Source organism: Kluyvera georgiana (assembly GCF_050990895.1).
Lineage (GTDB): Bacteria > Pseudomonadota > Gammaproteobacteria > Enterobacterales > Enterobacteriaceae > Kluyvera > Kluyvera georgiana.
On sequence record NZ_CP158865.1, the window covers coordinates 674,506 to 693,785 of the forward strand.

At 56.7% G+C, this 19,280-nt stretch carries 19 protein-coding genes and 1 riboswitch; of the genes, 11 read left to right on the forward strand and 8 right to left on the reverse strand.

All coding sequences use genetic code 11. The annotated features are described in order from the left end of the window. Positions 1–8: 8 nt before the first annotated feature. Positions 9–626: a glycerol-3-phosphate 1-O-acyltransferase PlsY gene (gene plsY / locus ABTW00_RS03265; protein ID WP_064542270.1), complete on the reverse strand. Its 618-nt coding sequence runs from the start codon at positions 624–626 to the stop codon at positions 9–11. A gap of 107 nt (positions 627–733) precedes the next feature. Between plsY and folB the strand changes: the two genes are divergently transcribed. Beyond that, the gene (folB, locus tag ABTW00_RS03270; protein WP_064542273.1) at positions 734–1,093 is read left to right on the forward strand and encodes a bifunctional dihydroneopterin aldolase/7,8-dihydroneopterin epimerase; all 360 of its coding nucleotides are present in this window, start codon (positions 734–736) and stop codon (positions 1,091–1,093) included. A gap of 93 nt (positions 1,094–1,186) precedes the next feature. Beyond that, complete coding sequence (gene bacA / locus ABTW00_RS03275; RefSeq protein WP_433638812.1) at positions 1,187–2,008, forward strand: undecaprenyl-diphosphate phosphatase; 822 nt, start codon at positions 1,187–1,189, stop codon at positions 2,006–2,008. Positions 2,009–2,018: 10 nt separating this feature from the next. Here bacA and ABTW00_RS03280 read toward each other — a convergent pair whose 3' ends face one another. Then, positions 2,019–3,260, reverse strand: coding sequence for a multifunctional CCA addition/repair protein (locus ABTW00_RS03280; RefSeq protein WP_064542279.1), 1,242 nt, complete (start codon positions 3,258–3,260; stop codon positions 2,019–2,021). A gap of 65 nt (positions 3,261–3,325) precedes the next feature. Continuing rightward, positions 3,326–3,946 carry a TIGR04211 family SH3 domain-containing protein gene (locus tag ABTW00_RS03285; protein WP_064542529.1) on the reverse strand — a complete coding sequence of 207 codons (621 nt, stop codon included), beginning with the start codon at positions 3,944–3,946 and terminating at the stop codon, positions 3,326–3,328. A 234-nt stretch (positions 3,947–4,180) separates the two neighbouring features. Here ABTW00_RS03285 and ABTW00_RS03290 point away from each other — a divergent pair, with 234 nt between their 5' ends. The 3 genes from ABTW00_RS03290 to hldE are packed head-to-tail and all read left to right on the forward strand — an operon-like array spanning position 4,181 to position 9,825. Beyond that, positions 4,181–5,482: an inorganic triphosphatase gene (locus tag ABTW00_RS03290; protein WP_433638815.1), complete on the forward strand. Its 1,302-nt coding sequence runs from the start codon at positions 4,181–4,183 to the stop codon at positions 5,480–5,482. Positions 5,483–5,503: 21 nt separating this feature from the next. Further along, on the forward strand, positions 5,504–8,344 hold the full coding sequence (gene glnE, locus ABTW00_RS03295; RefSeq protein WP_433638817.1) for a bifunctional [glutamate--ammonia ligase]-adenylyl-L-tyrosine phosphorylase/[glutamate--ammonia-ligase] adenylyltransferase: 2,841 nt from the start codon (positions 5,504–5,506) through the stop codon (positions 8,342–8,344). A gap of 47 nt (positions 8,345–8,391) precedes the next feature. Beyond that, positions 8,392–9,825: a bifunctional D-glycero-beta-D-manno-heptose-7-phosphate kinase/D-glycero-beta-D-manno-heptose 1-phosphate adenylyltransferase HldE gene (gene hldE, locus ABTW00_RS03300; protein WP_064542289.1), complete on the forward strand. Its 1,434-nt coding sequence runs from the start codon at positions 8,392–8,394 to the stop codon at positions 9,823–9,825. A gap of 107 nt (positions 9,826–9,932) precedes the next feature. Here the strand turns inward: hldE and ubiK are convergent, their stop codons facing one another. After that, positions 9,933–10,202, reverse strand: coding sequence for a ubiquinone biosynthesis accessory factor UbiK (gene ubiK / locus ABTW00_RS03305; RefSeq protein ID WP_065356074.1), 270 nt, complete (start codon positions 10,200–10,202; stop codon positions 9,933–9,935). A gap of 121 nt (positions 10,203–10,323) precedes the next feature. Then, positions 10,324–10,472: riboswitch (FMN riboswitch) on the forward strand. Between the two features lie 104 nt (positions 10,473–10,576). Between ubiK and ribB the strand changes: the two genes are divergently transcribed. After that, positions 10,577–11,230 (forward strand): 3,4-dihydroxy-2-butanone-4-phosphate synthase, encoded by a 654-nt coding sequence (ribB, locus tag ABTW00_RS03310; RefSeq protein WP_065356073.1) that lies wholly within the window; start codon positions 10,577–10,579, stop codon positions 11,228–11,230. Between the two features lie 62 nt (positions 11,231–11,292). Here ribB and zupT read toward each other — a convergent pair whose 3' ends face one another. After that, positions 11,293–12,066 (reverse strand): zinc transporter ZupT, encoded by a 774-nt coding sequence (gene zupT, locus ABTW00_RS03315; RefSeq protein WP_064542298.1) that lies wholly within the window; start codon positions 12,064–12,066, stop codon positions 11,293–11,295. Positions 12,067–12,261: 195 nt separating this feature from the next. Between zupT and ygiD the strand changes: the two genes are divergently transcribed. Continuing rightward, positions 12,262–13,050 carry a 4,5-DOPA dioxygenase extradiol gene (ygiD, locus tag ABTW00_RS03320; RefSeq protein WP_433638821.1) on the forward strand — a complete coding sequence of 263 codons (789 nt, stop codon included), beginning with the start codon at positions 12,262–12,264 and terminating at the stop codon, positions 13,048–13,050. A 3-nt stretch (positions 13,051–13,053) separates the two neighbouring features. Here ygiD and ABTW00_RS03325 read toward each other — a convergent pair whose 3' ends face one another. The 3 genes from ABTW00_RS03325 to tolC form a co-directional block, all read right to left on the reverse strand. Next, complete coding sequence (locus ABTW00_RS03325; protein WP_064542305.1) at positions 13,054–14,214, reverse strand: glutathionylspermidine synthase family protein; 1,161 nt, start codon at positions 14,212–14,214, stop codon at positions 13,054–13,056. A gap of 5 nt (positions 14,215–14,219) precedes the next feature. Beyond that, positions 14,220–14,897: a DUF1190 family protein gene (locus tag ABTW00_RS03330; protein ID WP_064542307.1), complete on the reverse strand. Its 678-nt coding sequence runs from the start codon at positions 14,895–14,897 to the stop codon at positions 14,220–14,222. Between the two features lie 171 nt (positions 14,898–15,068). Further along, positions 15,069–16,496 (reverse strand): outer membrane channel protein TolC, encoded by a 1,428-nt coding sequence (gene tolC / locus ABTW00_RS03335; protein WP_064542531.1) that lies wholly within the window; start codon positions 16,494–16,496, stop codon positions 15,069–15,071. Between the two features lie 209 nt (positions 16,497–16,705). Here tolC and nudF point away from each other — a divergent pair, with 209 nt between their 5' ends. The 4 genes from nudF to yqiA all read left to right on the forward strand — a co-directional run bounded on the left by nudF (position 16,706) and on the right by yqiA (position 19,255). Beyond that, positions 16,706–17,338, forward strand: coding sequence for an ADP-ribose diphosphatase (nudF, locus tag ABTW00_RS03340; RefSeq protein WP_065356069.1), 633 nt, complete (start codon positions 16,706–16,708; stop codon positions 17,336–17,338). Continuing rightward, on the forward strand, positions 17,335–17,760 hold the full coding sequence (locus tag ABTW00_RS03345) for a DUF1249 family protein (protein WP_064542314.1): 426 nt from the start codon (positions 17,335–17,337) through the stop codon (positions 17,758–17,760). The genes nudF and ABTW00_RS03345 overlap by 4 nt, the downstream gene beginning before the upstream one ends. Before the next feature lie 92 nt (positions 17,761–17,852). After that, entirely contained in the window at positions 17,853–18,680 is an 828-nt protein-coding gene (cpdA, locus tag ABTW00_RS03350) for a 3',5'-cyclic-AMP phosphodiesterase (protein WP_167574999.1), read from the forward strand. Further along, positions 18,680–19,255 (forward strand): esterase YqiA, encoded by a 576-nt coding sequence (gene yqiA, locus ABTW00_RS03355; protein ID WP_064542320.1) that lies wholly within the window; start codon positions 18,680–18,682, stop codon positions 19,253–19,255. The genes cpdA and yqiA overlap by 1 nt, the downstream gene beginning before the upstream one ends. Positions 19,256–19,280 lie beyond the last annotated feature (25 nt).

The window sequence follows — 19,280 nt, forward strand, 5'->3', positions numbered from 1 at the left end:
TGTGCGTGTTATTCGGCGTCTTTGCGTTTGCGCTTTTTCAGGCGCGTCCAGATTTTCGTCTCCTGCCGTCGCCATAAACGCTGAATGTTGTCATGATGACGCAGCAGAATGAGGCACGACAGCATCGATACCGGGAAGGTGTACTGGGGCTTGAACCACCAGACGTAGAACGGCGCGACCAGCGCGCTGACGATGGCGCCCAGCGACGAATAGCCGCTCAGTAGAATCGTCAGAAGCCAGGTTCCGGCCATCACGCCGGTCAGATCCCAGCCGATAGGGGCAATTGCGCCGAACGCGGTCGCCACGCCTTTTCCTCCCTGAAAATGGAAGAAAACCGGCCAGATATGGCCCAGACAGGCGGCGATCGCGACCAGCCCAAGCCAGAAGGGGGTAAAGCCAAGGGCATAAGCGCCCCAGACGGGCAGCATCCCTTTCAGGATGTCGAAAACCAGGACGGCTACGGCAGCACCCTTGCCGCCGATGCGTAAGACATTCGTAGCGCCGGGATTACCGGAACCACTGGTGCGAGGGTCAGGCAACCCCGCGATGCGGCAGACCAGAATGGCGCTGGAAATTGAGCCGCAAAGGTAGGCAAGGAGGATCATTCCAGGCTCGATTGCACTCATAACGCTGTTCCATTTTGAAAATGTCGAAGTATTCTCTGCATCTGTGGATAATACGCATAATTCGCCGGAAGTGGTATCCGGTTTAGCCTAAAACCAAGCAGGTCGTGATGGATATTGTATTTATAGAGCAACTTTCGGTAATCACCACTATCGGTGTTTATGACTGGGAACAAACCATTGAGCAGAAGCTGGTGTTCGATATCGAATTAGGCTGGGACAACCGTAAAGCCGCCGCCAGCGACAACGTCGAGGACTGCCTGAGCTATGCGGATATCAGTGAAGCGGTGGTGGAGCACGTTGAAGGTAGCCGTTTCGCGCTGGTAGAGCGCGTCGCGGAAGAGATTGCCGACCTGCTGATGTCACGCTTTCACTCACCGTGGGTACGCATTAAGGTGAGTAAGCCGGGGGCCGTGGCGCGTGCCGCCAACGTGGGCGTGATCATTCAGCGTGGCCATAATCCTAATTAAACTCATTATTCGTCATATAACTTAAACCAAAATGATTTATACCGGTCTTAGTGCCGGGTTTATTTTATTGTTTACTTTTTAAGGGTTTATTTAATGAGCGATATGCACTCGCTGCTGGTGGCGGCTATTCTGGGTGTGGTCGAGGGATTGACTGAGTTTCTGCCCGTCTCCAGCACAGGCCACATGATTATCGTCGGCCATCTGCTGGGCTTTGAAGGTGATACGGCGAAGACGTTTGAGGTGGTGATCCAACTGGGTTCGATCCTCGCGGTGGTAGTGATGTTCTGGCGTCGGCTGTTTGGCCTGATTGGCATTCACTTTGGCCGTCCTCCGGTACACGAAGGCGAAGGCTCGGGTCGTTTGTCGCTCATTCATATTCTGCTCGGGATGATCCCGGCGGTGTTGCTGGGGCTGGTGTTCCACGACGCCATCAAATCGTTATTTAACCCGATTAACGTGATGTATGCGCTGGTGGTCGGCGGTATCCTGCTGATTGCCGCGGAATGCCTGAAGCCGAAGGTGCCGCGCGCGGTTGGCGTGGATGATATGACGTATCGTCAGGCGTTTATGATTGGCTGCTTCCAGTGTCTGGCGCTGTGGCCGGGCTTCTCCCGCTCGGGGGCGACCATTTCCGGCGGTATGCTGGTCGGCGTGAGCCGCTATGCGGCGTCGGAGTTCTCTTTCCTGCTGGCGGTGCCGATGATGATGGGCGCGACGGTGCTGGATCTCTACAAGAGCTGGCACTTCCTGACCGTCGGGGATATCCCGATGTTTGCCGTCGGGTTTGTGATGGCCTTCCTGGTGGCGCTGGTGGCCATCAAAACCTTCCTGCAGCTGATTAAACGTATTTCGTTTATTCCGTTCGCTATCTACCGCTTCATCGTCGCAGCTGCGGTCTACGTGGTCTTCTTCTGATGCCGTGCCCTCAGTCTTTTGGCTGGGGGCAACGTTTTTCCTTCCACTCCGCCACCGCCTGAATTCGGCGTCGCGTCAGCTCTTCACGAATTTCCGGGCCTTTAAATCCGGCCTCAATCACCTCTTTGTTGCCCACGCTTTTCGCCGCGATCCACGCTTCACGTAGCAGACGCCCCTGCGGGTAATCACAGGCTTCGAAGCGGGTACGTCCGCGCACATCGGCTTCGCTGGTGAGGGCAATCTGTTCTACACGCTGCGGCTTGCGCCAGGCGTCGATGGAGTCGAAAAGTTTCACCAGCGTTTTCGGCTGCAGGATGGGCAGGGTATGAATCAGGTCATGGAACTCCGCGACCAGTTTCGCCAGCTCGCGCATGTCGTTAGGCACTTTCAGGCGCTGACACAGCTGCTCGACCAGCTTGACGCCCGCCGGGCCGTGGCCGTGATGACGCGGCCAGAGCGCTTTGGGCGTCAGGCCTTTGCCTAAGTCGTGGCACAGCGTGGCAAAACGAACGTCAATGTCCGGGCTCAGCATCGCGGCCATCGATACCGTCATCAGCGTATGCACGCCGGTATCAATTTCCGGGTGCCATTTCTCCGGGGCTGGAACGCCAAACAGGGCGTCAATTTCCGGGAACAGCACCTTCAGCGCGCCGCAGTCGCGTAACGTCTGGAAGAAAACCTGTGGGTTACGGGTGCCGAGTGCGCTTTCCGTCTCTTTCCAGACGCGCTCAGGCGTCAGGTGCGCCAGTTCGCCAGCGTCGGCCATTTCGCGCATGAGCGCCAGGGTTTCGTCGGCGATACGGAAACTGAGATGCGCGTAGCGCGCGGCAAAACGCGCGACGCGCAGCACGCGTAGCGGGTCTTCGGCGAAGGCGGGGGAGACGTGGCGCAGGATGCGCTGCTGAAGATCTTGCTGGCCGCCGTACGGGTCGATAATGGTGCCGTCGGCGTCCTCAGCAAGCGCGTTAACGGTGAGGTCGCGGCGCAGCAGATCTTGCTCCAGCGTGACGTCCGGCGCGGCATAGCAGGTAAAACCGGTATACCCGGAACCTGACTTCCGTTCGGTGCGCGCCAGGGCGTACTCTTCGTGGCTATCCGGGTGTAAGAACACTGGAAAATCGCGGCCTACCTGCTGGTAGCCCGCATCAAGCATTTGCTGCGGCGTGGCGCCGACCACTACCCAATCTTTATCTTTGATCGGTAGGCCCAATAGCCTGTCCCGAACTGCTCCGCCGACCAGATAACTCTTCACGCCACGCTTCTCCTCATCATTTTCTTTCTGATAATACGAAAGAAGTCGACTTAAGGCGAGTTGGCTTAGTTCATCCAGCGATCTTTGCGCTTGCGGCTTGGAATGATGTGCGGCAGAACCAGACCGAAGATCAGGCCGATACCGAGCACGCCGCCGCCGTACATAAACCACTGCATGATGATGGTGCGCTGCTTATCGTCGAGCTGCAGGTTAGCGGCGTTCACTTTTTTCTGCGCCACGATAAGCTCGTTTTTCAGCTTCTGGTTCTCGTTTTTCAAACCGTTGATCACCGTATCGCTCTCAGCAACCTTTTTCTGCATTTCTGCGGTGCGCTGGTTCCAGGTGGTGTCGATGTTGTTCAGCTTGTCGGTCAGGGTTTTGACCTGGTTTTCCAGATCCGGCACGCGGGTGCGCAGGCTTGGCGTGGCGGTCAGCTCTTTGAGCGGGATCCACGCGGTACGGCCATTGCTGTCACGCACCTGGCCGTATTGGGTGTTTTCGTTGGTCTGCAGCAGGGTGACTTCCTCACCCGCGTTGACGGTGCCTGCCAGGCGATAGTTATCGCCCGGGCCGCTGCGTACCCAGGTGTTCAGTTCATCAGAGACGTAACGCTTTTCATCGGCATGAGCGACGGTAGAAGCGGTAAGTGCAAGTAAAGTAATGGCAATTAAGCGTAATTTTGGCATCAGATCATCGTTTTTGTCATAAAAGTGGAACGATAGTAGTGGCAACAGTCTGACGACGCAAAGCATTCTGCGGCAATCAGAATCCTCCAGGAGGAAAAAACGCCATCAGCGATTAGCCCGACAAATTGCGCATTGCATGGCAATTTGTCGCAAAATACTATCTACTGACAAAAAGAATACCTGTAAGTTCGCCACAAAGGTATTTCCGGGTAACGAAACCACAAGAATTCAATCATGGCTCAAGAAATCGAATTAAAATTTATCGTCGATAACGCTGGCGTTGAGACGCTGCGTAACCACCTTAGCACCCTCGATGCAGAGCATACTCCTGCAACTCAGTTGCTGAATATCTATTACGAAACCGCCGATAACTGGCTGCGCCGCCACGATATGGGGCTGCGCATTCGCGGCGATAACGGTCGCTATGAGATGACGATGAAAATCGCCGGGCGCACCGTGGGCGGCCTGCATCAGCGCCCGGAATACAACATCGACATCACTACGCCCGAACTGGCGCTCGACAAACTGCCTGCCGAAGTCTGGCCAAACGGCGAAATGCCGGAAGGGCTGGCGGAGCAGGTTAACCCGCTGTTCAGCACCGATTTCTCTCGCGAAAAATGGGTGGTGAAGCAGGGCGAAAGCCAAATTGAAATCGCGCTGGATCAGGGCGAGGTCAAAGCGGGCGAGCATCAGGAAGCCATTTGCGAGCTGGAACTGGAGCTGCTGAGCGGTGAAACCGCTGACGTGCTGGCGCTGGCGAAACAGTTGGCCGAGACCGGCCTGCTGCGCCAGGGCAGCCTGAGTAAAGCCGCGCGCGGCTATCATCTGGCGCAGGGCAACCCGGCGCGAGAGCTGCAGCCGCTAACGATTTTAGCGCTGCCGCCAAAGGCAACGGTAGGGCAAGCGATGGAGGCGGCGCTGGAAAAAGCGCTGGCGCACTGGCAGTACCACGAAGAGTTGTGGCTGCGCGGTCATAAAAAGGCGAAAACCGAAGTGGTTAATGCGCTGGGCCTGGTTCGCCATATTCTGACGCTGTTCGGCGGCATCGTGCCGCGTAAAGCCAGCGCCAGCCTGCGCGATGGGCTAACCCAGGTCGATGCGTTGATGGCAAGCGAGGCCTCTGCGCATGATGTGGTCTTTAGCCGCGAAACCGCGCTGACCAAACTGGCCTACACCGAGTGGCTGGTGACGCGCGGCTGGCAGACGTTCCTCGACGCCAAAGCCGAAGCCAAACTGGCCGATTCGTTTAAACGCTTTGCCGATATTCACCTTTCCCGTCAGGCTGCCGAGCTGCGCACGACGTTCGCCTATCCGTTGGGAGATGGCTATAGCGACCAGCTGCCGCGTCTAACGCGCGACATCAACACCGTTCAACTGCTGTCGGGTTACTACGACCACGAACGGGCGTCGCAATGGCTGGCCAACTGGCAGGGCCTACGCCACGCCATCGAGACACGTCAGCACATTGAAATTGAACATTACCGCAATGAGGCACTGTCGGTTGAGCCGTTCTGGTTACACAGCGGAAAACGTTAATTAACTTCAGGGAACCCGTGTATGACGCCGCTTTCTTCGCAGTTACAGCAGCACTGGCAAACGCTCCTCGATCGCGCCCCGGAAGATTTTCCCCTTGGGGCGCTGAGTACCGAAGCGCAGGCTGTTTTCACCTTTAGTGATTTTGTTCAGCAAAGTTTAACGGCGCACCCCGAGTGGCTGACGTCGCTGGAAAGCGAGCCGCCGCAGGCGGACGAATGGCGGCAATACGCGGGCTGGCTACAGGCCGAACTGGCGGAGGTTTACGATGAAGCTGCGCTGATGCGCGCGCTGCGTCTGTTCCGTCGGCGGATGATGGTGCGCATCGCCTGGTCACAGGCGCTGTCGCAGGTTTCCGAAGAAGATACGCTTCAACAGCTTAGCCACCTGGCGGAAACGCTGATCGTCAGCGCCCGTAACTGGCTGTATGACGCCTGCTGCCGCGATTGGGGTACGCCGTGTAGCGCCGACGGCGTACCACAGCCGCTGCTGATCCTTGGCATGGGTAAGCTCGGCGGCGGTGAACTGAATTTCTCCTCCGATATCGATCTGATTTTTGCCTGGCCGGAGCACGGCAGCACCCAAGGGGGGCGTCGTGAACTGGATAATGCCCAGTTCTTTACCCGCCTGGGGCAGCGGTTGATCAAAGTGCTCGATCAACCCACGCAGGACGGTTTTGTCTATCGGGTGGATATGCGGCTGCGCCCGTTCGGCGACAGCGGTCCGCTGGTGCTGAGCTTTGCGGCGCTGGAAGATTATTACCAGGAGCAGGGGCGCGACTGGGAGCGCTATGCGATGGTCAAAGCGCGAATCATGGGTGATGACGACGGTGTTTACACCAGCGAGCTGCGTGCGATGCTGCGGCCCTTTGTCTTCCGTCGCTATATCGACTTCAGCGTGATCCAGTCTCTGCGCAACATGAAAGGGATGATCACCCGCGAAGTGCGTCGCCGTGGCTTGAAAGACAACATCAAGCTAGGCGCAGGCGGCATTCGCGAAATTGAATTTATCGTTCAGGTCTTCCAGCTGATTCGCGGTGGTCGTGAGCCAACGCTGCAAAGTCGTTCGCTGCTACCGACGTTGACCGCAATTGAAGCGCTCAATCTGCTGTCAGAAAGCGATGCACAGGCGCTGCGTGAAGCGTATCTGTTCCTGCGTCGCCTGGAAAACCTGCTGCAAAGTATTAACGACGAGCAGACGCAAACGCTGCCCGGCGACGATCTCAACCGTGCGCGCCTGGCCTGGGGCATGCATTTTGCCGATTGGGAGACGCTCACGGAACGGCTGGATGCGCTGATGGCGCAGGTACGCCGCGTGTTTAACGAGCTTATCGGCGACGATGAAGAAAGTTCGCAGGAAGAGCAGTTGTCGGAGTCCTGGCGCGAACTGTGGCAGGACACGCTCCAGGAGGATGATTCACCGGCTGTGCTGATTCATCTGAGCGACGACGATCGTCATCGCGTGTTGTCGCAAATTGCCGATTTCCGTAAAGAGCTGGATAAGCGCACCATCGGCCCACGCGGGCGTCAGGTGCTGGATTCACTGATGCCGCATCTGCTCAGCGAAGTGTGCGCCCGCGAGGACGCGCTGGTGCTGCTGTCGCGTATTACGCCGTTGTTAAGCGGCATCGTCACCCGAACGACCTATCTGGAGCTGCTGAGTGAATATCCCGGCACGCTAAAACACCTGATTCGCCTGTGTGCGGCTTCGCCGATGGTTGCCAGTCAGCTGGCGCGCTATCCGCTGCTGCTGGACGAACTGCTCGACCCGAACACGTTGTACCAGCCGACGGCCACCGACGCTTACCGCGACGAATTGCGCCAGTATCTGCTGCGCGTGCCGGAAGAAGACGAAGAGCAGCAGCTGGAAGCACTGCGTCAGTTTAAACAGGCGCAGCTGCTGCACATTGCGGCGGCCGATATTGCCGGCACGCTGCCGGTCATGAAGGTTAGTGACCACTTAACCTGGCTGGCCGAGGCGATGATCGATGCCGTGGTTCAGCAGGCATGGGTGCAGATGGTGGCGCGCTACGGGCAGCCGACACACCTGCGCGAACGCCATGGCCGCGGTTTTGCGGTGATAGGCTACGGCAAACTGGGCGGCTGGGAGCTGGGGTACAGTTCGGATCTCGATCTGGTGTTTCTGCACGATTGCCCGATGGATGCGATGACCGACGGCGAACGTGAAATTGATGGTCGCCAGTTCTATCTGCGGCTGGCCCAGCGCATTATGCACCTGTTCAGCACCCGTACGTCATCCGGTATTTTGTATGAGGTGGATGCCCGTCTGCGCCCGTCCGGTGCGGCCGGGATGCTGGTGACGACCGCCGAAGCGTTTGCGGATTATCAGCAGAACGAAGCGTGGACCTGGGAGCATCAGGCGTTGGTGCGCGCCCGCGTGGTGTATGGCGATCCGCAGCTTCAGCAGCAGTTTGATGCGATCCGTCGTCAGATCCTGACCAATGCGCGCGACGGCGCGGCGCTGCAAACGGAAGTCCGTGAGATGCGGGAAAAAATGCGCGCTCACCTCGGCGGTAAGCAGCGTGACCGTTTTGACATTAAAACCGACGCTGGTGGTATCACCGATATTGAGTTTATTACCCAGTATCTGGTGCTGCGCTATGCCCACGAGAAGCCAAAGCTGACCCGCTGGTCGGATAACGTGCGCATTCTCGAACTGCTGGCGCAAAACGACATTATGGATGAGCAGGAAGCGCAGGCGTTAACCCGCGCTTACACCACGCTGCGCGATGCGTTACATCATCTGGCGCTTCAGGAGATGCCGGGCAATGTGGACCTGGCGAGCTTCGTCAAAGAACGCGAGCTGGTGAGCGCCAGCTGGCAGAAGTGGCTGGTTCAACCGTGAAATGTGCTATTATCGCGCGAAAATTTTGATTCTCTCAGGAGACACGAATGAAAGTTACGCTGCCGGAATTTGAACGTGCAGGAGTGATGGTGGTTGGCGACGTGATGCTGGATCGCTACTGGTATGGCCCAACCAGCCGTATTTCCCCGGAAGCCCCGGTGCCGGTGGTCAAGGTGGAGACCATCGAAGAACGCCCTGGCGGCGCGGCGAACGTAGCAATGAACATTGCTTCCCTGGGCGCGAATTCTCGTCTCGTGGGCCTGACAGGTATTGACGACGCGGCGCGGGCGCTGAACAAAGCGCTGGCCGACGTGAACGTCAAATGTGATTTTGTCTCCGTGCCGACGCACCCGACGATCACCAAGCTGCGCGTGCTGTCGCGTAACCAACAGCTCATTCGTCTGGATTTTGAAGAAGGTTTTGCCGGCGTGGATCCGCAGCCGCTGCATGACCGTATTCAGAGCAGCCTGCCCAATGTAGGGGCGCTGGTGCTTTCCGACTACGCCAAGGGCGCGCTGGAAAGCGTGCAGCAGATGATTAAGCTGGCGCGTCAGGCGAAGGTACCGGTGCTGATCGACCCGAAAGGGACTGATTTTGAACGCTATCGCGGCGCGACGCTGCTGACGCCGAACCTGTCCGAGTTCGAAGCGGTAGTGGGTAAATGTAAAAGTGAAGAAGAGCTGGTTGAGCGCGGCATGAAGCTGATTGCTGATTTCGACCTTGCCGCGTTGTTAGTGACCCGCTCCGAACAGGGCATGACGCTGCTACAGCCGGGTAAAGCGCCGCTGCATCAGCCTACTCAGGCTCAGGAAGTGTATGACGTGACCGGTGCCGGTGATACGGTGATTGGCGTGCTGGCGGCGACGCTGGCCTCCGGTAAGACACTGGAAGAGGCCTGTTTCTTTGCTAACGCCGCCGCGGGTGTCGTGGTGGGTAAACTCGGGACGTCAACCGTATCCCCCATCGAGCTGGAAAACGCCGTTCGCGGTCGCGCGGATACCGGTTTTGGCGTCATGAGCGAAGAAGAGCTTAAGCAGGCGGTGGCCGCCGCGCGTCGTCGCGGTGAGAAGGTGGTGATGACCAACGGTGTGTTCGATATTCTGCATGCGGGTCATGTCTCCTATCTGGCGAATGCGCGTAAACTTGGCGATCGTTTGATCGTGGCGGTTAACAGCGATGCGTCAACCAAGCGTTTGAAGGGCGAATCTCGCCCGGTGAACCCGCTGGATCAGCGGATGATCGTGCTGGGTGCGCTGGAGTCGGTCGACTGGGTCGTATCGTTTGAGGAAGATACGCCACAGCGCCTGATTGCCGGGATCTTACCGGATCGTCTGGTGAAGGGCGGTGACTATAAACCAGAACAAATTGCCGGTAGCGAAGAAGTGTGGGCGAACGGGGGTGAAGTGCTGGTGCTGAACTTTGAAGATGGTTGTTCAACGACCAATATTATCAAGAAAATTCAGAAGGATAGCGGTAAGTAACGCTTTATTTATGCCGGATGGCGCTACGCTTATCCGGCCTACAATTTCTCGAGTATCCGATTTACAGGCCGGATAAGGCGTAGCCGCCATCCGGCACTCAACGATGATTACTCTTTCTCGTCAGCAGCCGGCGCCGCATCGCGGTTTTCCAGCTCGCTAATGCGTTGTTCCAGCAGCGCCAGCTTTTCACGCGTGCGCAGCAGTACCTGCGTTTGTACGTCAAACTCTTCGCGACTGACGACGTCAAGGCGCGTCAGCTGAGACTGGATCACCTGACGAACTTTCTTCTCAATGTCATCCCCGAACTCTCGCAGACCTTTCGGCATGGATTCGTGGACCTGGCGGGCGATTTGTTCAATTTTCTTCGGGTCGATCATCTCTGTTTCCCTGATTCAGTCGGCATTACCGCTATTGTAGTGTCTTCTCCCGATACGATAAACCAGAATTGTGCGAAGCTTATGCATTGCCGAAGATAGTCATTAGCGTTATAGTGAGTACGCTTATTCTCAGGGCGGGGCGAAATTCCCCACCGGCGGTAAATCAGCTACGGCTGAAAGCCCGCGAGCGCTTCAGAAATTTTCTGAAGGTCAGCAGATCCGGTGTAATTCCGGGGCCGACGGTTAAAGTCCGGATGGGAGAGAGTAACGATTCAGTTGGGTTTATCCCGCTCGCGTTATCTATTTGCCGCTTGTCGGCACTCCTAAGACTGCCCTGATTCTGGTAACCATAATTTTAATGAGGTTTTTTTACCATGAATCAGACGCTACTTTCCTCTTTTGGTACTCCGTTTGAACGCGTTGAAAACGCACTGATTGCCCTGCGCGAAGGCCGCGGCGCGATGGTGCTGGACGATGAAGATCGTGAGAACGAAGGCGACATGATCTTTGCCGCCGAAAACATGACCGTTGAACAAATGGCGCTGACTATCCGTCACGGTAGCGGCATCGTTTGTCTGTGTCTGACCGACGAACGCCGTAAACAGCTGGATCTGCCGATGATGGTGGAAAATAACACCAGCGCCTACGGCACCGGTTTTACCGTCACTATTGAAGCGGCACACGGCGTCACCACCGGCGTTTCCGCCGCTGACCGCCTGACCACCGTTCGTGCGGCAATCGCCGATAACGCGAAACCGTCCGACCTGAACCGTCCGGGCCACGTATTCCCGCTGCGCGCACAGCCAGGCGGTGTACTGACCCGTGGTGGTCACACCGAAGCGACTATCGATCTGGTCAGCCTGGCAGGCTTCAAACCGGCGGGTGTTCTGTGTGAATTGACCAACGACGATGGCACCATGGCGCGCGCGCCGGAGTGCATCGAGTTTGCGAAGAAACATAACATGGCGCTGGTGACCATCGAAGATCTGGTGGCTTATCGTCGTGAACATGAACGTAAAGCCAGCTGATTGACAGTAAATCGCAAATGATAAAACCCGGTTAGCTCAGCGACCCGGGTTTTTTTATCGCATTAGCCGATACCCATCGACTGCAACACCACCAGACTCATTCCCATCACCGACATACCGCACAGCACGCCGTAGCTGGGGTTATTGTTAGGATCAATCTCTTTCGCCAGCGGCATCAGCTCGTCCACGGAAAGGGCGACCATGATGCCGGCGACCGCTGCCATAATCGCCGCCATGACCACCGGCGACACCATGCTGCCAAGAATCGCCCAGGCCAGTACGCCGCCGAGGATTTCGGCCATGCCGGAAATGCCCGCCCAGAATACCGCTTTACGCTTTGAACCCGTGGCGGCGTAGACCGGCCCGGCGACCGCCAATCCTTCCGGGATATTGTGCAGCGCCACGGCCAGCGCAATGCCAAAGCCCAGCTCAAGATTATTGCTGGCGGTGACGAAAGTGGCGATCCCTTCCGGGAAGTTATGCAGGCTGATACCCAATGTTAGCAAAACGGCGGTGCGACGAATATTGCGCGGCAGCGGCTGCGTATTCTTTTGCATCAGATCCTGCGGATGGGCATGCGGCAGCACCCTGTCGAGGGCGAAGTAGCCAAGCAGGCCAAAGACAAACATGCCGTAGCCGAGCACCGGCGGCATGCCCGGCGCATCCAGCGCTGCCGGCAGCATCTCCATCAGGGCGATGAGCAGCATAATCCCGGCGGCAAAGCCGAGGGAAAACGCCAGCACGCGGTTAGAAGGCTTCTGGCCGATCACCCCAAGAAAAGCGCCGATGAACGTCGCCGCCCCGGCCAATAATGTCAGAATCAGTGGAACCGACATTGTTTACTCCTTATGATAATGATTATCATTCATAATATTGAAAATCGTTTTCCCTTGCGAGGGCTGAACGCACTCTTTACGTCATCCTTACATTCAAATTTTCTGAAGATCATCATCACGCTTATCTGAGTTTATCCTCACTGAAAACAGGTTAATGTGGTGTTATCAAATCAATGCCTCTGGAAGGATAACACCATGTCTCGTAGCCGAATGCCAGCACTGTTTTTAGGTCACGGTAGTCCCATGAACGTACTGGAAGATAACCTCTATACCCGTACCTGGCAGCACCTGGGCGAGACGCTGCCGCGCCCGAAAGCGATTGTCGTGGTCTCCGCGCACTGGTTTACCCGCGGCACGGGGGTGACGGCGATGGAAACGCCGAAGACCATTCATGACTTTGGCGGCTTCCCGCAGGCGCTGTACGATACCCATTACCCGGCGCCAGGTTCCCCTGAACTCGCGCAGCGGTTGGTTGAGCTGCTGGCTCCGGTACCGGTGGCGCTGGACAAAGAAGCGTGGGGCTTTGACCACGGTTCCTGGGGCGTGCTGATCAAAATGTACCCGAAGGCGGATATCCCGATGGTGCAGCTGAGCATCGACAGCACCAAACCGGCGGCGTGGCATTTTGAGATGGGCCGTAAGCTGGCCAGCCTGCGCGATGAAGGCATCATGCTGGTGGCGAGCGGCAACGTGGTGCACAACCTGCGCACCGCGAAATGGCACGGCGATTCTACGCCATACCCGTGGGCCAGCTCCTTTAGCGACTATGTGAAGGCGAATCTGGACTGGAAAGGGCCGACGGAGCAGCATCCGCTGGTGAACTACCTGTCGCATGAAGGCGGGTCGCTCTCTAACCCGACGGCGGATCACTTCCTGCCGCTGCTGTACGTGCTGGGGGCATGGGATGGCGAAGAGCCCATCACGATCCCGGTAGACGGTATCGAAATGGGCTCGCTGAGTATGCTGTCGGTGGTAATTGGCTGACGATTACTCGACGAAGATGTGCGGATAGAAGCGTGAAAGATCCTGAGTGATCAGCGCTCTGTCCTCACGAATACCGATTCCGGCTGGCTGATCGTTAATCAGCCAGCTGCCGATCAGCATATAGCTGTCGCCAAACTTCGGCAGCGGATGGAACTGCTGGACGATCATCCCTTCTTCGCCGTACGGGCCTTCGACCTGCTCGATGGTTTTGCCATTTTCAACGATCGAAATGTTCGCGCCTTCGCGAGAGAAGATCGGTTTCACCACAAATTTGTCCATCTGCGGATGATCGTCTTCGGCGAAGTAGGCCGGGAGCAGGTTCGGGTGATCCGGGAACATCTCCCACAGTAGCGGCAGCAGCGCTTTGTTAGAGATGATGCTCTTCCATGCCGGTTCCAGCCAGCGCACGCCAGCGTCTTCCAGCTTGGTGGAGAACATCTCGCGCAGCATATACTCCCACGGATAGAGCTTGAACAGATTGCCGATCACCTGATCCTGCAGATCGGTAAACTGACCTTTCTCACCCAGGCCGATATCTTCGATGTAGAGGAATTCGGTTGCGACACCTGCTTCCGCCGCACAGTCCTGCAGATACTGAACGGTGCCGCGATCTTCTACGGTATCGCGGCAGCAGGTCATGTGCAACAGCTGGAATCCGTGCTGTTCGCGCAGTTCGTTAAAGCGATCGATCAGCTTTTCCTGCAGGCTGTTGAACTGGTCGCTGCCTGCTGGCAGATTGCCCGCGTTCAGCTGATCTTCCAGCCAGATCCATTGGAAAAATGCCGCTTCATACAGCGAGGTTGGCGTGTCGGCGTTATTCTCCAGCAGCTTCGGCTCGCCCTTGCCGTCCCACGCCAGGTCCAGGCGCGAATAGAGCGACGGCTGGTTTGTCTGCCACGACTGGCGGACAAAGCCCCAGGTGTGCTTTGGAATCCGGAATTTAGCCATTAGCTCATCGCTGGCGATGACGCGCTCGACCACCTTCAGGCACATCTGGTGAATCTCTGCGGTGACGTCTTCCAGTTTTTCCACCTGCGCGAGGGTGAGCTTGTAGTACGCTTCCTCGCTCCAGTACGGCTCACCGTACATGGTATGGAAGTTAAAACCGTATTCGGTCGCCTTTTCACGCCAGTCCGGGCGTTCAACAATACTGATTCTTTCCATGGCGATCAGCCACCCATTGAGCGGGAGGTGGTGCCGGTGGCGCTACGCTGCATGGTGGACTGTTTCGCCACCGACTCACCGAAGCCGCCGCGGGTAACGGTGCTGGTGGTTGCCGGTTTCGGCGCCATGGCGGTTTTCGGCACGTTCATCGAACGGCCCGGTTGGGCTGCGCCGTAGTTTTTACCGCTGGCGTCGGTGTATTTACCGTAGGCCGGGCTGGACGGGTTCTTCGAGGTGAAGACCGGCTGCTGCTGGTAGCCGCCCATGCCGCCGCTCATCATGCGGCCCATCATATAACCCGCCATCAGCGGCATCCAGAAGCTGCCGCTGCTTTGCGCCTGCGCCTGGTTCTCACCGGTTGGGGCCATGCCCGCCTGGGCAGGTGCCTGCTGGCACTGGCCTTCGCCGAATTCGGCTACGCAGTCTTCACGGCTGGCGTATTTCGGCGCGGTGCGTTCGGCTTCTTTCAGCGCGTTGTTGAACGTTGTTGTACACTCCGCGCTTTTGCCCGGGTTGGCAGCGGAGCAGTCGTCCGCATTCTGATACAGCGTGACGGTTTCATCGGTTTTCTCACAGCCTGCGAGCATAAAGACGGCGGTGACGGCCAGTGCAACCGGTGTGAGATGGCGCGCGCCCCAGCTTTTACGGAAAGCGGCGTGCTGAATGTTGTTTGTCCGTTTCATTTTATTCTTCCTGGACCCAGTGGAATGGTATTGCAATAGCGCTCAGGATAGTGGATGAGTGGTCGAAAATGAAGCGAAGAAGCGGCGAAAGCGGGGGATCTTTACGTTGCCTTACGTTGGCGCAAAAAAAGGTCCGCACGGGGCGGACCTTGTTGCCTGCAAACGTCAGCCTTAGCGGAGACGCGCTTTGCTGGTGGCCGGAGAGGTGTAGCCGTCGGCTGTGGCATCCTGCTGCGCATTTTCAGGCGCAATGGTGGCATTGGCGGTCGAAACCGGTTTGCCCAGGGTGTTGTTCAGCGCCAGCAGATCCTGCTCGTTCAGCGTGCCCAGTGCATTTTTGATATTCAACTGGTTGATCAGATAGTTGTAACGCGCGCTGGAGAGCTGTTGCTTCGCGTTGTACAGCGTGGTGGTCGCATCCAGCACGTCAACGATGGTACGGGTACCGACGGAGTAGCCCGCTTCCATGGCGTCTAAAGAACTCTGCGCAGAAACCACCGCCTGTTTGTAGGCGTTGATGCTGCTGATAGAGGCGTTGACGTTATTGAAGGAAGAACGCACGGTCTGCACCACGGAGCGGTGCGCGCTTTCAAGCTGCTCGCTGGCACCAACGAAGTTGTACTGCGCCTGTTTCACCTGCGAGTTGACCATTCCGCCCTGATACAGCGGCAGGGAGAAGCTCAGACCCACTTTGTTCTGACCGGCATCGTTATCATCGTACTGCGAAGAGCCGCGAGTTTTAGAGCCGCTGTAAGAGGTGTTAGACACCCCGGTAGAGGCGGTTAAATCCAGCGTCGGCAGGTGGCCGTCCTGCGCCTGGCGAATCTGCTCACGCGCCAGGTCCTGGCTCAGGCGAGCCTGCAACAGGGAGAGGTTGCGGTTCTCCGCCTCTTTCAGCAGAGAGTTCACGCCCTGCGGCTTATCGGTTTTGAAGCTGTCGACGTTCAGTGACGCCAGCTCCGGATAGTAGTTACCGGTGACCTGACGCAGCGCTTCTACCGCGTTGTCGAGGTTGTTACGCGCGGTGACTTCGTTCGCCAGTACGGTATCGTACTGTGAACGGGCGTTCTGCACGTCGGTGATGGCGACCAGGCCCACGTTGAAGCGCTGGGTGGTTTGGTCTAACTGACGGTAAATCGCCTGTTTCTGCGCTTCGGTGTAGGAGAGCGAGTCAATGGCGCTCAGCACGTTGAAGTACGCGGTTGCGGTATTAAGGATCAGCGTCTGTTGATCGGTCTGATAGGTCACATCCTGGATGCCCGCCGCTTTTTCTTGCAGGCTCAGCGCACGCCATTTGGACATATCGAACAGGGTCTGCGTCAACTGCAGCGAGCCGCTGGTGACGTTGGAGTTCACGCCGTTGCTGTCGCGGAAGCCGTTGGTGTAGGTATAATCGGCACCCAGACCTAACTGCGGCAACAGCGGGCTACGCGCTTCGTTGATCTTTTCGAATGCCGCATCACGATCTGCTGCAGATTTACGGAGATCCGGGTTACTGGTACGTGCCTGCTGATAGACCTGTAACAGGTTCTCTGCCTGGCTCATTGTACTGAAGCCCGTCAGGCTCAGGCCAATTAAGATAGGGAGCAATTTCTTCATTTGCATTTGCATTCCTTGTTGTGAAGCTTAGCGCTGATCTAATTCACAGAAAAATATTTGCCGATTGTACCAGAGTCCGCCATGTTAAAAAGTTGGCGTAACGTGCCATCTGGCGTTAATTTGCACCAATCTACCATAGAGTGAGTGGATCCTAAGGTAAACAGAGTTTAAATCCACAATTTCAACACAATTACTGCATAGGCCAGTCCATGACTAAATCACGTAACCCGGTGGTCACCCTCGCGAAAAACGATGTAGAAATTATTGCACGAGAAACCGTTTATCGCGGTTTTTTTTCGCTTGATGTGTACCGTTTTCGTCACCGTTTGTTCAATGGGGAAATGAGCGGAGAAGTTCGTCGTGAAATTTTTGAGCGCGGTCACGCTGCAGTCTTGCTACCCTTTGACCCAGTGCGTGACGAAGTGGTGCTGATCGAGCAGGTGCGTATTGCCGCTTATGACACCAGTGAGACCCCCTATCTACTGGAGATGGTCGCGGGCATGATTGAAGAGGGCGAAACCGTTGAGGACGTCGCCCGTCGTGAGTCGCTGGAAGAAGCGGGGCTGACCGTGGGTCGCATGAAGCCGTGTCTCAGCTATCTGGCCAGCCCCGGCGGCACTAGCGAGCGTCTGAGCATTCTGGTGGGGGAAGTGGATGCGACAACGGCCAAGGGCATCCATGGCCTGGCGGAAGAACACGAAGACATTCGCGTTCATGTGGTAAGCCGGGAGTATGCTTATCAATGTGTGGAAGAGGGAAAAATTGACAACGCAGCGTCTGTCATCGCTTTGCAATGGCTGCAGCTGCATTATCAGGACTTACGAAAAGAGTGGGCAAAATGAAGCGCTATACACCTGACTTCCCTGAAATGATGCGTTTGTGCGAAACCAACTTCGCGCAATTACGCCGCTTACTGCCGCGCATTGATGAAGCCGGCGAAACGGTGAGCTATCAGGTGGCTAATGCGCAATATCGCTTAACGATAGTCGAATCAACTCGTTACACTACGCTTGTGACGATTGAACAAACGCACCCGGCGGTGAGCTACTGGAGCCTGCCGTCGATGACCGTGCGGTTGTATCATGACGCGATGGTGGCTGAAGTGTGTTCAAGTCAGCAGATCTTTCGCTTCAAAGCGCGGTATGATTATCCAAATAAAAAGTTGCATCAACGCGACGAAAAGCATCAAATTAATCAGTTTCTGGCCGACTGGCTTCGATTCTGTTTAGCACATGGAGCGATGGCGATTCCGGTTTGTACATAGAACCGTTCGGGCTGCCTCTGGGGCGCTGCCAGCGACGACGCTGCCTGAAAGGATGATGTGTATGTTTGCATCGTGAAACCTAAGGACACCATTTGGAAAGCCTTTTAAACCTTCCTCTGGCTGGTGGGGCCAGTGTCAGGGTACTGCAAATTACTGATACTCACCTGTTTGCTGAAAAAGATGAAACGCTGTTAGGGGTGAATACCTGGGAAAGCTACCACGCCGTCTTGCAGGCGATACATGCCTCGGCGCGTGAAGTTGACCTGGTGGTAGCGACAGGCGATTTAGCGCAGGATCACTCATCCGCGGCCTATCAGCACTTTGCTGAAGGCATCGCGAGCTTTACTGCGCCTTGCGTTTGGCTTCCGGGAAATCACGATTTTCAGCCGTCCATGTACAGCACATTACAGGATGCAGGCATCTCTCCGGCCAAGCGCGTGCTGGTTGGCGAACACTGGCAGATCCTGCTGCTCGACAGTCAGGTTTTCGGCGTACCGCACGGCGAACTGAGCGACTTCCAGCTTGAGTGGTTAGAGAAACGGCTGGCGGAAATGCCGGAACGACATACCTTGCTGCTTCTGCACCATCACCCTCTGCCGGCGGGCTGTAGCTGGCTCGATCAGCACAGTCTGCGCAACGCCGGTGCCCTGGATAACGTGCTGGTGCACTATCCGCGCGTGAAGCATCTACTGTGCGGCCATATTCACCAGGAGTTGGACGTCGAGTGGAACGGGCGCCGTATCATGGCGACGCCGTCAACCTGCGTGCAGTTTAAGCCGCACTGCGCCAACTTTACGCTGGATACCGTTTCGCCTGGCTGGCGTTGGCTGGAGCTGCATGCCGATGGTTCGTTAACCACCGAAGTCTGCCGCCTCGCCGGGTCAAAATTCCATCCTGATACCGCATCTGAAGGCTATTAATGTCGACGCTTCTTTATCTGCATGGCTTTAACAGCTCTCCGTGTTCGGCCAAGGCCACGGCGCTTAAGCAGTGGCTGGCGGAGCACTATCCTGATGTGAAAATGCTGATCCCGCAGTTGCCCGTCTATCCGGCGGAAGCGGCGGAAATGCTCGAAGCGTTAGTGCTCAAGCACGGCGGTGAGCCGCTCGGCATCGTCGGATCGTCGCTGGGCGGCTATTACGCCACCTGGCTGTCGCAGTGTTTTATGCTGCCTGCGGTGGTGGTAAACCCGGCGATACGGCCGTTTGAGCTGCTGGTGAATTTCCTCGGACCGAACGAGAATCCCTACACCGGGCAGCAATATGTGCTAGAGTCACGCCATATTTACGATCTCAAAGTGATGCAAATTGACCCGCTTGAGGCACCGGATCTCATCTGGTTGCTTCAACAGACCGGCGATGAAGTGCTTGATTACCGCCAGGCCGTGGACTATTTCGCCTCCTGCCGACAAACGGTAGAGGAGGGCGGTAATCACGCATTTACCGGCTTTGAAGATCACTTCACACAGATTATCGATTTCCTGGGGTTGCATTAAGCAGCGCCAACTACCTACGAATAGA

Bases quoted from the DNA above. Each gene is read 5' to 3' on its own strand.
- plsY (WP_064542270.1), bottom strand. From the start codon at position 626: ATGAGTGCAATCGAGCCTGGAATGATCCTCCTTGCCTACCTTTGCGGC.
- folB (WP_064542273.1), top strand. From the start codon at position 734: ATGGATATTGTATTTATAGAGCAACTTTCGGTAATCACCACTATCGGT.
- bacA (WP_433638812.1), top strand. From the start codon at position 1,187: ATGAGCGATATGCACTCGCTGCTGGTGGCGGCTATTCTGGGTGTGGTC.
- ABTW00_RS03285 (WP_064542529.1), bottom strand. From the start codon at position 3,946: ATGCCAAAATTACGCTTAATTGCCATTACTTTACTTGCACTTACCGCT.
- ABTW00_RS03290 (WP_433638815.1), top strand. From the start codon at position 4,181: ATGGCTCAAGAAATCGAATTAAAATTTATCGTCGATAACGCTGGCGTT.
- glnE (WP_433638817.1), top strand. From the start codon at position 5,504: ATGACGCCGCTTTCTTCGCAGTTACAGCAGCACTGGCAAACGCTCCTC.
- hldE (WP_064542289.1), top strand. From the start codon at position 8,392: ATGAAAGTTACGCTGCCGGAATTTGAACGTGCAGGAGTGATGGTGGTT.
- ubiK (WP_065356074.1), bottom strand. From the start codon at position 10,202: ATGATCGACCCGAAGAAAATTGAACAAATCGCCCGCCAGGTCCACGAA.
- ribB (WP_065356073.1), top strand. From the start codon at position 10,577: ATGAATCAGACGCTACTTTCCTCTTTTGGTACTCCGTTTGAACGCGTT.
- zupT (WP_064542298.1), bottom strand. From the start codon at position 12,066: ATGTCGGTTCCACTGATTCTGACATTATTGGCCGGGGCGGCGACGTTC.
- ygiD (WP_433638821.1), top strand. From the start codon at position 12,262: ATGTCTCGTAGCCGAATGCCAGCACTGTTTTTAGGTCACGGTAGTCCC.
- ABTW00_RS03325 (WP_064542305.1), bottom strand. From the start codon at position 14,214: ATGGAAAGAATCAGTATTGTTGAACGCCCGGACTGGCGTGAAAAGGCG.
- ABTW00_RS03330 (WP_064542307.1), bottom strand. From the start codon at position 14,897: ATGAAACGGACAAACAACATTCAGCACGCCGCTTTCCGTAAAAGCTGG.
- tolC (WP_064542531.1), bottom strand. From the start codon at position 16,496: ATGAAGAAATTGCTCCCTATCTTAATTGGCCTGAGCCTGACGGGCTTC.
- nudF (WP_065356069.1), top strand. From the start codon at position 16,706: ATGACTAAATCACGTAACCCGGTGGTCACCCTCGCGAAAAACGATGTA.
- ABTW00_RS03345 (WP_064542314.1), top strand. From the start codon at position 17,335: ATGAAGCGCTATACACCTGACTTCCCTGAAATGATGCGTTTGTGCGAA.
- yqiA (WP_064542320.1), top strand. From the start codon at position 18,680: ATGTCGACGCTTCTTTATCTGCATGGCTTTAACAGCTCTCCGTGTTCG.